Source organism: Martelella sp. FOR1707, assembly GCF_053484265.1.
Genome location: NZ_JBAKFP010000004.1, coordinates 385071 through 398939, shown reverse-complemented (window position 1 = coordinate 398939; position 13869 = coordinate 385071). Strand labels below are relative to the sequence as shown.

The following is a 13869-nucleotide window of genomic DNA, read 5'->3' as shown; positions in this document are numbered from 1 at the left end:
ATATGGCCGAAGCAGCGCACGCTCACGATCACGACCATAAGCCCGGCTTTGCCGCGCGATGGCTTTTCTCGACCAACCACAAGGATATCGGAACGCTCTATCTGATCTTCGCGATCTGTGCGGGCATTATCGGCGGGCTGCTGTCCGTCGCCATGCGCATGGAGCTGCAGGAGCCCGGCATCCAGATCTTCAACGGCCTGGCCGCCATGGTTTATGGCGATGCCGGTGCCGCAGCGATTGACCAGGGCAAGCATCTCTACAACGTGTTCACCACCGCGCACGGCCTGATCATGATCTTCTTCATGGTGATGCCGGCGATGATCGGCGGCTTCGCCAACTGGATGGTGCCGATCATGATCGGCGCGCCGGACATGGCGTTTCCGCGTCTGAACAACATTTCGTTCTGGCTGCTCGTGCCCGCCTTCCTGCTGCTTCTGCTCTCGATGTTCGTCGAGGGGCCGGCGGGTTCGTACGGCGTCGGCGGCGGCTGGACGCTTTATCCGCCGTTCTCCACCAGCGGCATGCCGGGACCGGCGGTCGATCTCGCGATCTTCGCGCTGCACGTGGCCGGCGTGTCCTCGATCCTCGGCGCGATCAATTTCATCACCACCATCCTGAACATGCGCGCGCCGGGCATGACCCTGCACAAGATGCCGTTGTTCGCCTGGTCGGTGCTGATCACCGCCTTCCTTCTGCTGCTGTCGCTGCCGGTTCTGGCGGGCGGCATCACCATGCTGCTGACGGACCGTAATTTCGGCACGACCTTCTTCTCGCCGGATGGCGGCGGCGACCCGATCCTGTTCCAGCATCTGTTCTGGTTCTTCGGTCACCCCGAGGTCTACATCCTGATCCTGCCCGGTTTCGGCATCATCAGCCACATCATCTCGACCTTCTCGAAGAAGCCGGTGTTCGGCTATCTCGGCATGGCCTACGCCATGGTCGCGATCGGCGCCGTCGGCTTCATCGTCTGGGCCCACCACATGTACACGGTCGGCCTGTCGCTCGACACCCAGCGCTACTTCGTCTTCGCCACCATGGTGATCGCGGTGCCGACGGGCGTGAAGATCTTTTCCTGGATCGCGACGATGTGGGGCGGCTCGATCTCGTTCCGCGCGCCGATGGTGTGGGCGATCGGCTTCATCTTCCTGTTCACCGTCGGCGGCGTTACGGGCGTGCAGCTCGCCAATGCCGGCCTCGACCGCTCGTTCCACGACACCTATTACGTGGTGGCCCATTTCCACTACGTGCTGTCGCTCGGCGCCGTGTTCGCGATCTTCGCCGGCTGGTATTACTGGTTCCCGAAGATCACCGGCTACATGTACAATGAGAAGATTGCCCACATTCATTTCTGGGTGATGTTCGTCGGCGTGAACCTGGTGTTCTTCCCGCAGCACTTCCTGGGCCTGTCGGGCATGCCGCGCCGCTATATCGACTATCCGGATGCCTTTGCCGGCTGGAACGCGGTTTCGTCCTACGGCTCCTATATCTCGGCCATCGGCGTACTGATCTTCCTGTTCGGCATTTTCGAGGCCTTCGCGAAGAAGCGGGTCGCCGGCAACAATCCCTGGGGTCCGGGCGCGACCACGCTCGAGTGGCAGCTTTCCTCGCCGCCGCCCTACCACCAGTGGTCGGAACTGCCGCGCATCCGCTAAGGCGATGCGACAAACAACAAAGCTCGCGCGCCGCCCAATGGCGCGCGGTCTTGTTTGAAATGAGAGCTGACAATGACAGTAATCGACAACGACCTTGGCGACGATCTCGTGCTTTCGGAAGCAACCGGGCGGGACTATTTCGCGCTGTTGAAGCCGCGGGTGATGTCGCTGGTGGTGTTTACCGCCTTTGCCGGCCTGTTCCTGGCGCCGGGCTCGATCAATCCGGTCATGGGCGCGATCGCGATCCTGTGCATCGCCATCGGCGCCGGCGCGGCTGGCGCGCTCAACATGTGGTATGACGCCGATATCGATGCCGTGATGTCGCGCACGGCGAATCGCCCCATCCCGGCCGGCCGGGTCCGCCGCGAAGAGGCGCTCGCTTTCGGTATAACGCTTGCCTGCTTCTCGGTGGCTACGCTCGGCCTCGCGATCAACTGGTTCGCCGCCGGTTTTCTGGCGTTTACGATCTTCTTTTACGCCGTGTTCTACACGATGTGGCTGAAGCGGGCGACGCCGCAGAACATCGTCATCGGCGGTGCGGCCGGCGCTTTCCCGCCCATGATCGGCTGGGCGGCGGTCACCGGCTCGATCTCGCTCGACAGTATCATTCTGTTTTCGATCACCTTCCTGTGGACCCCGCCGCATTTCTGGGCGCTGGCGCTCTTCAAGAAGGGCGATTACGACGATGTCGGCATCCCGATGATGCCGAATGTGGCCGGCGAGAAATCAACAAAGAACCAGATGGTCGTCTATGCGGTGCTGACCGCGATCGCAGGCGTCGCGCCGGCGCTGACGGGGCTTGCGAGCCCCTTCTACGCGGTGTTCGCGGCAGCGCTCGGCGGCTACTTCGTCTACCATTCACTGAAGGTGCGGGCGATGGCCGAGGGCGACAGCAAAATGGTGCCGGCAAAGAAGATGTTCGCGTTTTCGCTCTTCTATCTGGCGGCGATCTTCGCCGGTCTGATGGTCGATCGCGCGGCCATGCTGGTCTTTGGGTGAAGCCATGATCGAGACAGTGAAATTGACCGACAAGCAGAAGCGGGCCCGGCGCGCGCGCAATATCGCGCTCGGCTTCGTGCTGTTCGGCCTCGTGGTGCTGTTCTATATCATCACCATGGTCAAGTTCGGCGCGGCCTGAGGAGGCGAGATGACGCAAGCGAGCGGCAAACGCAACAACGGCGCCATCGTTCTGATGTGCCTTGTTTTCGTGTTCGGCATGACCGCGATGAGCTTCGCCGCCGTGCCGCTCTATCGCATATTCTGCCAGGTTACAGGGTATAACGGCACGGCCCAGCGGGTCGAGCAGTATTCCAACGTGGTGCTCGACAAGACGATCAAGGTGACCTTCGACGCCAATGTCGCGCCGGGTCTCGACTGGGAGTTCAAGCCGGAGCAGAAATCGGTTTCGCCGAAGATCGGCGAGACCGTGCAGGTCATGTTCAACGCCCGCAACAAGAGCAGCGAGCCTATACTCGGACAGGCGATCTTCAACGTCACGCCGCTTCAGGCCGGCGCCTATTTCAACAAGGTCGAGTGCTTCTGCTTCACCGAAACCGTGCTGCAGCCGGGCGAGACGCTGGAAATGCCGGTCGTCTTCTTCGTCGATCCGGCGATCGTTGAGGCGGAAGAGACCAAGGATATCAGGGTTCTGACGCTGTCCTATACATTCTTCGAACACGAGAAGCCGGTCGCCGCCAAGGCGTCTGCCGCAAGCTCGGACGGAAGCTCCTGAAGGAGCGCCGCCACCGCTCGCGGATTATCGTTCGCGGGGATTGATTAAGACGGCAAGTTCGGACCAAATGCTGATAAAGCAGCGGGCGATTTGCCAAAGACCGGAAACGGTGTAGATGCTAGTTTACTGAAACAGCGCCCGACGCGGTTTTCAGGGAGAGAGGAAACGGGGACCAGGAATGGCAGACGCGCAGCACAAGAACCACGATTATCATATCATCGACCCAAGCCCCTGGCCGCTGGTCGCCGCTATCGGCGCTTTCCTGCTGTGCTTCGGCGGCGTCGGCTATATGCGCTATCTCAGCGGTGGTTCGTTCAATATTCTCGGCCTCGATCTGGCGCAGCCCTGGCTGCTGCTGATCGGTCTCGCGGTTACCATCTATGTGATGTTCGGATGGTGGTCCGACACGATCAAGGAAGGGCGCGAGGGGCACCATACTCCGGTCGTTTCGCTGCATCTGCGCTACGGCATGATCATGTTCATCGCCTCGGAAGTGATGTTCTTCGTGGCGTGGTTCTGGGCGTTCTTCGATGCCAGCCTGTTCACCGGCGAGGCGATCCAGGCAGCGCGCGTGGAAGCGACCGGCGGAACATGGCCGCCGGAAGGCATCGCGGTTGTCGACCCCTGGCACTTCCCGCTCTACAACACCATCATCCTGCTTCTGTCCGGCACCACGCTGACCTGGGCGCATCACGCCCTGATCCATGGCGACCGCAAGGGCCTGCTCCAGGGTCTGACGCTCACCGTGTTGCTCGGCCTGCTGTTTACCGGCGTTCAGGCCTATGAGTATTACGAGGCGCCGTTTGCCTTCAAAAACTCCATTTATGGCGCCACCTTCTTCATGGCGACCGGTTTCCACGGCTTCCACGTGATCGTCGGCACGATCTTCCTGATCGTCTGCCTGATTCGCGCGGCCCGTGGATCGTTCACGGCGGAGCGCCATTTCGGCCTCGAGGCCGCCGCATGGTACTGGCACTTCGTCGACGTGGTCTGGCTGTTCCTGTTCTTCACCATCTATATCTGGGGCGGATGGGGCGCGCCGCTGGCCGAGACCGGCCACTGATTTTGAAACCACCCTCCGCCGCCCATCGAGGCGGCGGTCGGCTTTTGGGAAGGGCGCATCATGGCCATACAGGAAGAAAAGACCGCCTCGGGCGGCCGCTACTACACGGTCGTTGACGGCCATGAGGCGGAGATGACCTATTCCCGCAGCTCCGAACGGCTGATCATCATCGATCACACCGGCGTGCCGGATGCGCTGCGCGGCAAGGGCGTCGGCGAAACGCTGGCCCGCCACGCTGTCGACGAGGCGCGCAAGGGCGGTTGGAAGATCATTCCGCTCTGCCCGTTCTTCAAGGCGCTGAGCGTGCGCAACCACAACGACTGGCACGACGTTATCAAGTGAAGAGGCGCCTTCCGGTTTCAGGAAGGCTTTCAAATTCATGCCCGCAGACCAAAATCCGCTTGCCCCGCTCATTCTTTCCGGCCTCAAGGGCCGCTGCCCCCGCTGTGGCAAGGGCCCGCTTTTCGATGGCTTTCTGGCCGTGAAGCCGGAATGCGACAACTGCGGCCTGGACTACGGCTTTGCCGATTCAGGAGACGGTCCCGCGATCTTCGTGATGCTGGCCGTCGGCTTTCTGGTGATCGGGTTGGTGCTGTGGACCGAGATTACCTATTCGCCGCCGTTCTGGGTGCATATCGTCATCTGGGTGCCGCTCGCGATCGCGCTTTCGCTGGCTGCGCTGCGGGCCTTCAAGGGCGTGCTGATCGTTCTGCAGTACCGCCACTCCGCCGCCGAGGGCATGATCAAGCGCGATGACGATGCCTAGACGGAAGACGCTTGTGCGGGTGTTGGGGCTGGCGCTGGCAGCGCTTGCCTTCGTGACCCTGATCTCGCTCGGCAACTGGCAGGTGCGCCGGCTGCACTGGAAGGAGGCGCTGCTGGCCTCGGTCGAGCAGCAGTTGCAGGCGCCGCCGATCACGCTCGCCGAGGCAGAGGCGCTGCCGCGGAGTGAAATCGAATACCGGCCGATAGAGGTGACCGGCCGGTTTGAGCATGACCGTGAGCGGCATTTCTTCGCGACCTATCAGGGCCAGTCCGGCTATTACGTCTATACCCCGTTGCGGCTCGCCGATGGCCGCGCGATCTTCGTCAATCGCGGCTTCGTGCCGTTCGACATGAAGGATGCCGCGAGCCGGCCCGAAGGGCAGGTGACCGGCACGGTTACCGTGACAGGGCTTGCCCGCGACCGGCTCGACGAAAAACCCTCGTTTGCGGTGCCCGAGAACGATATCGCGCAGAACATCTTCTACTGGAAGGATATCGACGCGATGGCGCAATCGACCGGGCTTTCGGCCGGTGAGGTGGTGCCCTTTTTCGTCGATGCCGGTGACGCCCCCAATCCGGGCGGCTTGCCCGTCGGCGGCGTGACCCGGATTTCGTTTCCGAACGACCACCTGCAATATGCGGTCACATGGTACGGGCTTGCGGCCGTGCTGGCGATCATCGTTGGCCTGCTCGTCTGGCGGGGGCGGCGAAAGCATGATTGACCTGCTCGCGCCGGGCCTCGATATCGTGTTCTGCGGCACGGCGAAGGGGCACATCTCGGCGCGCACCGGCTCGTTCTACGCCAACCCCTCCAACAAGTTCTACCGCACGCTGCACGAGATCGGGCTGACGCCGGAGCGGGTTTCGCCGACGGATTTCCGCAAACTCCTTGATTACGGTATCGGCCTTACCGATCTAAACCAGAGCGAAAGCGGCATGGACAAGGCGCTGACCCTGTCGGCCTTCGATATCGCCGCATTCGAGGAGAAGATGCGGCATTTCCGCCCGAAGCTGATCGCGTTCACCAGCCTCACCGGCGCGCGCATATATTTCGGGGACAAGACGATAAGCTGCGGCCTGCAGCAGCGCACGCTCGATGGCATCGCGATTGCGGCGCTTCCATCCACCTCGGGCGCAAACGCGCATTGGACAAAGGACCGTCATCATTGGTATCAGTTGCCCGGAATGATTTGAGCGAGATGACCATGACCCCATTGACCATTCGCCTTTGCGGCCCGCGCGGCTTTTGCGCCGGCGTCGACCGGGCGATCCAGATCGTCGTGCTGGCGCTGAAGCGCTACGGCGCGCCGGTCTATGTGCGTCACGAGATCGTGCATAACCGCTACGTCGTGGAAGGGCTTGAGGCGCGCGGCGCGGTTTTCGTCGAGGAGCTCGACGAGATTCCGGCGGAGCATCGCGAGCAGCCTGTGGTATTTTCCGCCCATGGCGTGCCGAAATCCGTGCCGGCCGATGCCGAAAGCCGGAATCTCTTCTATCTCGACGCCACATGCCCGCTGGTTTCCAAGGTCCACAAACAGGCGATGCGCCATGAGCGGCTCGGCCGCCACGTGGTGCTGATCGGCCATGCCGGCCACCCGGAAGTGATCGGCACGATGGGGCAGTTGCCGGAGGGCGCGGTGTCGCTGGTGGAGACGGTGGAGGATGCCGAGCGCTACCAACCCGCCGATCCGGACAATCTCGGCTATGTGACGCAGACGACGCTCTCGGTGCAGGATACTGCGGCGGTGATCGCCAAGCTCACCGAGCGGTTTCCGAACCTCACCGCGCCGTCTGCCGATTCGATCTGCTATGCCACCACCAACCGCCAGGAATCGGTGTCGGCGGCAGCGCCCGGCTGCGATCTTTTCATCATTGTCGGCGCGCCGAACTCGTCCAATTCCCGGCGTCTCGTGGAGGTTGCGAAACGGGCAGGGGCGAAGGAGGCGATCCTCGTCCAGCGCGCCGCCGAACTCGATTTCGATGCGATCGGCCCGATCCGCACGCTTGGGCTTTCCGCCGGCGCTTCGGCCCCGGAGGTCGTGGTGAACGAGATCATCGAGGCGTTTCGCGCGCGGTTCGACACCACGATCGAGCTTGCCGAAACCACGGTCGAGAACGAACATTTCCTCGTCAACCGCCAGCTCCGCGATGTCGAACTGACCGTCGAGGACATGGCCTTCGTCAACGGACGATAAGCATTTGGCCGTCTATACCGATATCAATGAAGACGATCTCCGGCAGTTTCTGAAAGCCTATGACGTCGGCGGACTCCTGTCCTATCGCGGCATCGCGGAGGGCGTCGAGAACTCCAACTTCCTGCTCCACACCGAGAAATTTCCTCTGATCCTGACGCTCTATGAAAAGCGGGTGGATGAGGGCGATCTGCCGTTCTATCTCGGGCTGATGCAGCATCTGGCCGATCGCGGCCTGTCATGCCCGCTCCCGCTTCCCCGCGATGACGGCGCGCCTTATGGCAGGCTCTGCGGCCGCCCGGCGGCGCTGATTTCTTTTCTGGAAGGCATGTGGCTCAGAAAGCCCGCCGCGCCCCATTGCCGGGAACTGGGCGTCGCGCTCGCCCGCATGCACATCGCCGGGCAGGATTTCGATCTGACGCGCAAGAACGCGCTGGCGCTCAAGGGCTGGGTCGATCTGTGGGACAAGTCCGCCGCCCGCGCCGACGAGGTCCAGAAGGGGCTGGAAAGCGAGATCACCACGGAACTCGCGACGCTTGAGGATCGCTGGCCGGTGGACCTGCCGGAGGGCGTCATCCATGCCGATCTGTTCCCCGACAACGTGTTCTTCATCGGCGACAAGCTTTCCGGCCTCATCGACTTCTACTTCGCCTGCAATGACTTCCTCGCCTATGACCTTTCGATCTGCCTCAATGCCTGGTGCTTCGAGAAGGACGGCGCCTTCAACGTCACCAAGGCGCGGGCGCTGATCGAGGGCTATCAGAGCGTGCGGCCGCTTGGTGAGGACGAGATCGAGGCGCTGCCGCTGCTGTGCCGCGGCTCGGCGCTGCGCTTCTTCCTCACCCGGCTTTACGACTGGCTGAACACGCCGGCGGGCGCGCTGGTGGTCAAGAAGGACCCGCTCGAATATCTGCGCTATCTGCGCTTTCATCGTTCTGTGGCAACGGCCAGCGAATACGGACTGGAACAGGTTTGAAGAAGACAGTTGAGATTTTCACCGACGGGGCCTGCTCCGGCAATCCCGGCCCCGGCGGCTGGGGCGCGGTGCTGCGCTATGGCGACAAGGAACGCGATCTTTGCGGTGGCGAGAAGCTGACCACCAACAACCGCATGGAGCTGATGGCGGCGATCGAGGCCCTGAAGGCGCTGAAGGAGCCTTGCACCGTGGCGCTTTATACCGATAGCGTATACGTCAAGGACGGCATTTCGAAATGGATTCACGGCTGGAAGAAGAACGGCTGGAAAACCGCCGCGAAGAAGCCCGTCAAGAATGCCGAATTGTGGCAGGCTCTTGAAGCCGAGCGCAACAGGCACGATGTCACTCTACATTGGGTGAAGGGCCACGCCGGCCACGAAGAGAATGAGCGCGCCGACGAATTGGCGCGTCAGGGGATGGAACCGTTCAAAAAGGGGCCAGGGCGCTGAGGCGCTTCGGAAAACATCATGATCATGCATTGCGTATTCATTCGATTTCGACAGGAAGCCGGGGCCGAGGAAAAGCAGGCGCTCTACGATGAGATCGCCGGGCTGAAGCGCGTCATCCCCGGCATCGTGGATTTCAAGTCCGGCGCGAATGTCTCGCCGGAGGGGCTCGACAGCGGCTATGGCGACGGCTTCATCGTGACCTTCGAAGATTCGGCCGCGCGCGATGCCTATCTCGATCACCCCGATCACACAGTGGTCAGCGAGAAACTCGTCGCCGCCGCGGCCGGCGGCATTTCCGGCATCCTCGTCTTCGATATGGCGGTTTGAGCTCGCTCAAGCCCAGAGCCGGACAAGCATTCGTCCGGCCGGATAGAACAGAAACCGCCAGCCGACCCTGAGGGCGCGATAGCTGAAATAGGCCGCGCCCAGGAGCCACATCGCGAAAGTCGCCGTCCAGCTTGCCGCGATGAGCAAATACCCGGCGAGTGAGATGGCGCCGGAGCCCAGCATAAAGACGATGGCGCGGAAGCGCTTGCCGAAGCGGGTCGAGAGCTTGCCGAGCTTGGTCAGGTCGGCCGGCGTATCCGCCACTTTCAGCATGTCCGTGCCGGCCTTGAAGCCGTTCTTGGTCATCACCGTGCCGACCTCCATGGCCGCGTCCTGCATCTTCACCAGCGGCTTGACGTCGAGCGAGCTTGTCAGCGCCCGCCGTGCCGCCGGTACATTGCCGCGCTTGAGCAGCGGCAGGCTTTTGCGCAGCGCCGGGCCGCTGACGACCTCTCCGGAAAGCCGGGTAAAGGAACGGCGGAGCGGCGTGGCGATCGCGCCCGCCTTGCTCGCGGCCTTCAGCGTGCTGGTGCCGATCTTGGCGGATGACGCCGAGCCGCCGGACAGCACAACAGCGCCGGTGATCGCAAGACCTGCCATCGAAAGACCCAGGATCAGAGGGTCGTAGTCCTCGCCCTGCAGATAGGACCCGCCCTCGATGATGATGTCGCGGACATCGCCGACCGTCGTGAGATCGGTGGCGATCGCGCCCACGAGCCCGACGGCGCTGTCCGGCTTGCCGGTCAGCGCGCCATCCCACAGCTCATAGATCTGGTTGCCGAGGCTATTCTCCTCTGAGACGGCGATCTCGACGCGTTCCCGCTCGGCGCCGTCGATGCGCACGCCGCGGCTGTCGGCAAGGGTGATGACGCTTTCGGCAAGATCGGGATCGTCGCTGGCAAGCGCCTCGCGGATGGCGCGGTCGTAATCGGCGGGCGTGAGCTGCTCCAGCCGATAATCCGTCAGCTTGACCGGGTCATTGCGCAGCGCAAGCAGCTTCACGGATTCGATGCCGTTCGGCACCACGAACGGCGTGGAGACGATAAAGGCCACGGCGAGAAGCGCCGTTGCCGTCCGCCGGACGGTTCTGCTGGCAACGCGTTGCATTCGGGCCCTCCGTTCTCGGGTATCTTACCAGAGCCGATGAAGAATATGGAATGGTTTGTTATTGAGAACGGACAATGTAATACAATTAATATTAATTAATAAAAATGGTTTTAACTTTAAAATTGCATTGTATTATCTGCAGTGTTGTTTCGCATGGCGTAGAGACCAGCGTGCTTGTGGGGCCGCGGCTTGCGGCTCCGTCAAGCCTGGCGTGGTAATGCTACGGGCGCTTCCTGCCAAGTGTTGCGTCCGGGCATGAAAGAAGCCGGTCGGATATCCCGGCCGGCTTCCGTTTTTTCTTCAATGGCGTCTGCGCAAAAGTGCGCGATCAGAGTTGGCCGAGAATGGTCGCCGCGGCAGAGACGGTGGCCTCGCCGGGATTGTCCTCGACATTCAGCTCCTTCACCTTGCCGTCCTCGACGAGCATGGAATAGCGTTTGGAGCGCAGGCCGAGACCGGCGCCGGACATGTCGAGATCCATGCCAAGCGCCTTGGTGAACGCGCCGTCTGCATCCGAGAGGTAGCGAATCTTGCCTTCGCCGCCGGTGGCCTTGGCCCAGCCGCCCATCACGAACGGATCGTTGACCGCCACCACCGCGATCTCATCGACGCCGCGGCTCAAAATGGCGTCGCGGTTTTCGAGATAGGTCGGTAGATGGTTGATCGAGCAGGTCGGCGTGAACGCGCCGGGGACTGCGAACAGCACCACGCGCTTGCCCTTGAAAATGTCGTCGGTGGAGACCTGCTCCGGCCCGTTTTCGGTCAACTCGCGCAGGGTGGAGGAGGGCAGTGTGTCGCCCTTTGAAACAGACATGGAAAACTCCTTCTCTTATCCTCTGGGGACGAAACCTAAGGGGAGACCGTTTCAAACACAAGCGGCGTTTCCATGACCCGCCCGCCCGCCTTGGCAAGCAGCAACCAGTCGCCCGCGACGGAATCCCGGCCGTCGGGAAGGGAGGCCAGCGGTATGGTGATCGTGTAGGCTCCGTCCTTCATAGCGCCCGCCGGGGCCTCGACGATAAAGCCGCCGCTGCTGGCAAGCGTGATTTCGGGGTTTTCGGCTTCCGGCAGGGCGATCGCAAGCTCCAGGGCCTCGCCGGTCTTGACCGCGCGTTCGACGCGGAAATCGGCCGATGGCGCTTCCGGCAGCGTGGTTTCTGCGACGGCGAGGATCGCGGCATCCACCGCGCTGCCGTCATAGGTGGAGGCGGTGATCTCGAACGTCGTCTGGAACGGGATGCAGATATCCTTGCAAAGCCCGATAAAGGCGGTGACATCCATCCGCGGATGCGTGCCCGGCGCGGCCTTGAAGGTCAGCGGAAAGGTCACCGGCCCGTCATAGCCCATATCGGTCACGCCGGCGAGGTCAATGCGCTTGGGCACCGGGTAGGCAATCGCCTCGAGCGTGACGGCATCATTGCCGTCGACGGTGATCTGCGGAGGAATGCCGCTTTCGCCGGGCTCACGCCAGTAGGTGATGAAACCGTCGGCGGGCTCCACCTGCAGCGCGGCGCGGATCGTGCCGTCCTTATCGGGCGCCGTCATGATCATACGCATGCGCCCGCCGGCATCTTCGGCCCATTCGGTTTGTCCGGCATGGGAGAGGCTCGCGAAAGCGGGCAGGGCGAGTGCGGCGATGATCAGGATGCGGCGTGTTCTCATGCTTGCTCTTTAGCGCAGCCGGCGGGGCGGGGATATGGCGCTTCGATGATATTGCGGACAATTTGATTTGAATATCGCGTGACCTTGCCCCATCTTGGTTTCATGCCTACGATGAATTTTGAAAGCGGCGCAAACGGTTCGCTGGAGATCGACGTGTTGGAGAACTTTGCAAAAGGGCGTGAACGCGGGCCATTCGACGGCCAGTTTCTGATCGCCATGCCGCAGCTTGCCGAGAGCGAGTTCGAACGCAGCGTGATCTATATCTGCGCCCATTCCGGCGAGGGAGCGATGGGTTTTATCATCAACCGCGCTCAGTCCGTCACCTTTCCCGAAGTCCTCCATCAGCTCGACCTTGTCGGGGACGAGCGCGATCCGGAGATGCCGTCTCTGATCGATTTTCCGGTACTGTGCGGCGGGCCGGTGGAACCCGGCCGCGGCTTCGTGCTGCATTCCTACGATTATTCCGGCGACGGCAGCATTCCGATCAGCGATGATATGGCGATGACGGGAACGCTCGATGTGCTGAAATCGGTCGCCGCCGGCAGGGGCCCGGAACGGGCGACGCTGCTGCTCGGCTATACCGGCTGGGCGCCCGGCCAGCTTGAAAGCGAGATCGCCAACAATGACTGGCTGACATGCCCGGCGATCGAGGACATGGTTTTCGATCGCGATCTCGACAGCAAATATGAACGCGCGCTGTATTCGATGGGCGTGCGCCCCTCGTCGCTTTCCACCAATATCGGACACGCCTGAAACAATCCGGCCGGGATTCCCGTTTAGGGGCGTCTGCCAATGATGGCGGATGCAATTGCGAGGCCTCCATGAAGATCTTTGAATGCGATCACTGCGGGCAGACCGTTTATTTCGATAACGATACCTGCGTCGCTTGCGGCCATCGGCTGGGCTTTGCGCCGGATGATATCGCCCTCTATTCCATCAGGCAGGGCGAGGGAGACCTCTGGCACAAGGCGGATGATGAGAGCCGCCGTTTCCGGCTTTGCGAGAACACCGGGATCGGCGTGTGCAACTGGCTGGTGGATGAAGACGACGACGAAACCTTCTGCCTGGCCTGCCGGCACAACAACCTGATACCGGACACCAGCACCGAGATCGGGCTCAACCGTTTCAAGCGCATCGGCGCTGCCCAGCGGCATCTCTTCTATTCGCTGCTGCGCTGGGGCGTGGAAACGCCGACGCGCAAGCAGGACCCGCAAAACGGGCTGGTGTTCGATTTCCTTGAAGACACCGTGGAGGCTGACGGCTCTGTCACGCCGGCGATGACCGGCCACGAGGACGGCTTGATTTCACTCCGCGCGGCCGAGGCCGACGACGTCACCCGCGAGATCATCCGCGATCAGATGAACGAGCCCTATCGCACCATGCTCGGCCATTTCCGCCACGAGGTCGGGCATTATGTCTGGGACCGGCTGGTGCGCGACGACGGACGGCTGGAGAGCTTCCGCAAGGTGTTCGGTGATGAGCGCGACGACTATCAGGCGGCGCTCCAGCGGCACTATGAAAACGGCCCGCCGCCGGACTGGCCCGAGCACCACGTCAGCGCCTATGCGGCGACCCACCCCTGGGAGGATTTCGCCGAGAGCTTCGCCCATGCGCTCCATATCGTCGACACGCTGGAAACCGCGCGCGCCTTTGGCCTTGCGGTGGACGACGCACGGCTCGAACCACTCGGCGACCCCTATAAATGCGTCAGCGGCAAACGTCTGGCGGATGCGTGGATACCGCTGACGATCGCGATGAATGCGATCCACAAGTCAATGGGTCAGCAGGATTTCTATCCCTTCGTGCTCACCCCGGAAATCGTCGCCAAGATCGATTACATCGTCACCATGCTGAACGGCCCTAATGCCGGAAAAGCGGCAGCGTAACGCCGAGCCGCGCCCGGCAGGCCATGCCCCGGCTTTCGCGGGCGCGGGGCGGACCTTG

Annotated in this window: 18 protein-coding genes; 15 read left to right on the top strand and 3 right to left on the bottom strand. The window is 62.2% G+C overall.

What is annotated here, in order from left to right; translation table 11 throughout:
- The first annotated feature begins 2 nt into the window (after positions 1-2).
- The 13 genes from ctaD to V6765_RS13200 all read left to right on the top strand — a co-directional run bounded on the left by ctaD (position 3) and on the right by V6765_RS13200 (position 9156).
- Positions 3-1652, top strand: coding sequence for a cytochrome c oxidase subunit I (gene ctaD, locus V6765_RS13260; protein ID WP_448429492.1), 1650 nt, complete (start codon positions 3-5; stop codon positions 1650-1652).
- 72 nt (positions 1653-1724) lie between these two features.
- Positions 1725-2651, top strand: a complete 927-nt coding sequence (locus V6765_RS13255) for a heme o synthase (protein WP_448429490.1) — start codon at positions 1725-1727, stop codon at positions 2649-2651.
- 4 nt (positions 2652-2655) lie between these two features.
- On the top strand, positions 2656-2790 hold the full coding sequence (locus V6765_RS13250) for a hypothetical protein (RefSeq protein ID WP_018066523.1): 135 nt from the start codon (positions 2656-2658) through the stop codon (positions 2788-2790).
- 9 nt (positions 2791-2799) lie between these two features.
- A complete protein-coding gene (locus tag V6765_RS13245; protein WP_448429488.1) occupies positions 2800-3384 on the top strand; it encodes a cytochrome c oxidase assembly protein in 585 nt (194 codons plus the stop codon).
- A 178-nt stretch (positions 3385-3562) separates the two neighbouring features.
- Positions 3563-4447: a cytochrome c oxidase subunit 3 gene (locus V6765_RS13240; protein WP_448429486.1), complete on the top strand. Its 885-nt coding sequence runs from the start codon at positions 3563-3565 to the stop codon at positions 4445-4447.
- Positions 4448-4507: 60 nt separating this feature from the next.
- Positions 4508-4789, top strand: coding sequence for a GNAT family N-acetyltransferase (locus tag V6765_RS13235; protein WP_448429484.1), 282 nt, complete (start codon positions 4508-4510; stop codon positions 4787-4789).
- Positions 4790-4826: 37 nt separating this feature from the next.
- Positions 4827-5213 (top strand): DUF983 domain-containing protein, encoded by a 387-nt coding sequence (locus tag V6765_RS13230; protein WP_448429482.1) that lies wholly within the window; start codon positions 4827-4829, stop codon positions 5211-5213.
- Positions 5206-5934, top strand: coding sequence for an SURF1 family protein (locus tag V6765_RS13225; RefSeq protein ID WP_448429480.1), 729 nt, complete (start codon positions 5206-5208; stop codon positions 5932-5934). The genes V6765_RS13230 and V6765_RS13225 overlap by 8 nt, the downstream gene beginning before the upstream one ends.
- Complete coding sequence (locus V6765_RS13220; RefSeq protein ID WP_448429478.1) at positions 5927-6406, top strand: mismatch-specific DNA-glycosylase; 480 nt, start codon at positions 5927-5929, stop codon at positions 6404-6406. Before V6765_RS13225 ends, V6765_RS13220 begins: the two co-directional genes overlap by 8 nt.
- A gap of 5 nt (positions 6407-6411) precedes the next feature.
- A complete protein-coding gene (gene ispH, locus V6765_RS13215) occupies positions 6412-7407 on the top strand; it encodes a 4-hydroxy-3-methylbut-2-enyl diphosphate reductase (protein ID WP_448429476.1) in 996 nt (331 codons plus the stop codon).
- A gap of 4 nt (positions 7408-7411) precedes the next feature.
- The gene (locus V6765_RS13210) at positions 7412-8380 is read left to right on the top strand and encodes a homoserine kinase (protein ID WP_448429474.1); all 969 of its coding nucleotides are present in this window, start codon (positions 7412-7414) and stop codon (positions 8378-8380) included.
- A complete protein-coding gene (rnhA, locus tag V6765_RS13205) occupies positions 8377-8829 on the top strand; it encodes a ribonuclease HI (protein ID WP_448429472.1) in 453 nt (150 codons plus the stop codon). Before V6765_RS13210 ends, rnhA begins: the two co-directional genes overlap by 4 nt.
- Before the next feature lie 18 nt (positions 8830-8847).
- Positions 8848-9156 carry a Dabb family protein gene (locus V6765_RS13200; protein WP_448429470.1) on the top strand — a complete coding sequence of 103 codons (309 nt, stop codon included), beginning with the start codon at positions 8848-8850 and terminating at the stop codon, positions 9154-9156.
- A gap of 6 nt (positions 9157-9162) precedes the next feature.
- Here V6765_RS13200 and V6765_RS13195 read toward each other — a convergent pair whose 3' ends face one another.
- The 3 genes from V6765_RS13195 to V6765_RS13185 form a co-directional block, all read right to left on the bottom strand.
- Positions 9163-10263, bottom strand: coding sequence for a hypothetical protein (locus V6765_RS13195; protein ID WP_448429468.1), 1101 nt, complete (start codon positions 10261-10263; stop codon positions 9163-9165).
- A 328-nt stretch (positions 10264-10591) separates the two neighbouring features.
- On the bottom strand, positions 10592-11077 hold the full coding sequence (locus tag V6765_RS13190; protein ID WP_448429466.1) for a redoxin family protein: 486 nt from the start codon (positions 11075-11077) through the stop codon (positions 10592-10594).
- 35 nt (positions 11078-11112) lie between these two features.
- Complete coding sequence (locus tag V6765_RS13185; protein ID WP_448429464.1) at positions 11113-11925, bottom strand: protein-disulfide reductase DsbD domain-containing protein; 813 nt, start codon at positions 11923-11925, stop codon at positions 11113-11115.
- A gap of 141 nt (positions 11926-12066) precedes the next feature.
- On the opposite strand from V6765_RS13185, the gene V6765_RS13180 reads away from it, so the two are divergent.
- Together V6765_RS13180 and V6765_RS13175 are read left to right on the top strand one after the other, a co-directional pair.
- Positions 12067-12678 (top strand): YqgE/AlgH family protein, encoded by a 612-nt coding sequence (locus V6765_RS13180; protein WP_448429863.1) that lies wholly within the window; start codon positions 12067-12069, stop codon positions 12676-12678.
- Between the two features lie 68 nt (positions 12679-12746).
- A complete protein-coding gene (locus V6765_RS13175; protein ID WP_448429462.1) occupies positions 12747-13811 on the top strand; it encodes a zinc-binding metallopeptidase family protein in 1065 nt (354 codons plus the stop codon).
- Positions 13812-13869: the final 58 nt, after the last annotated feature.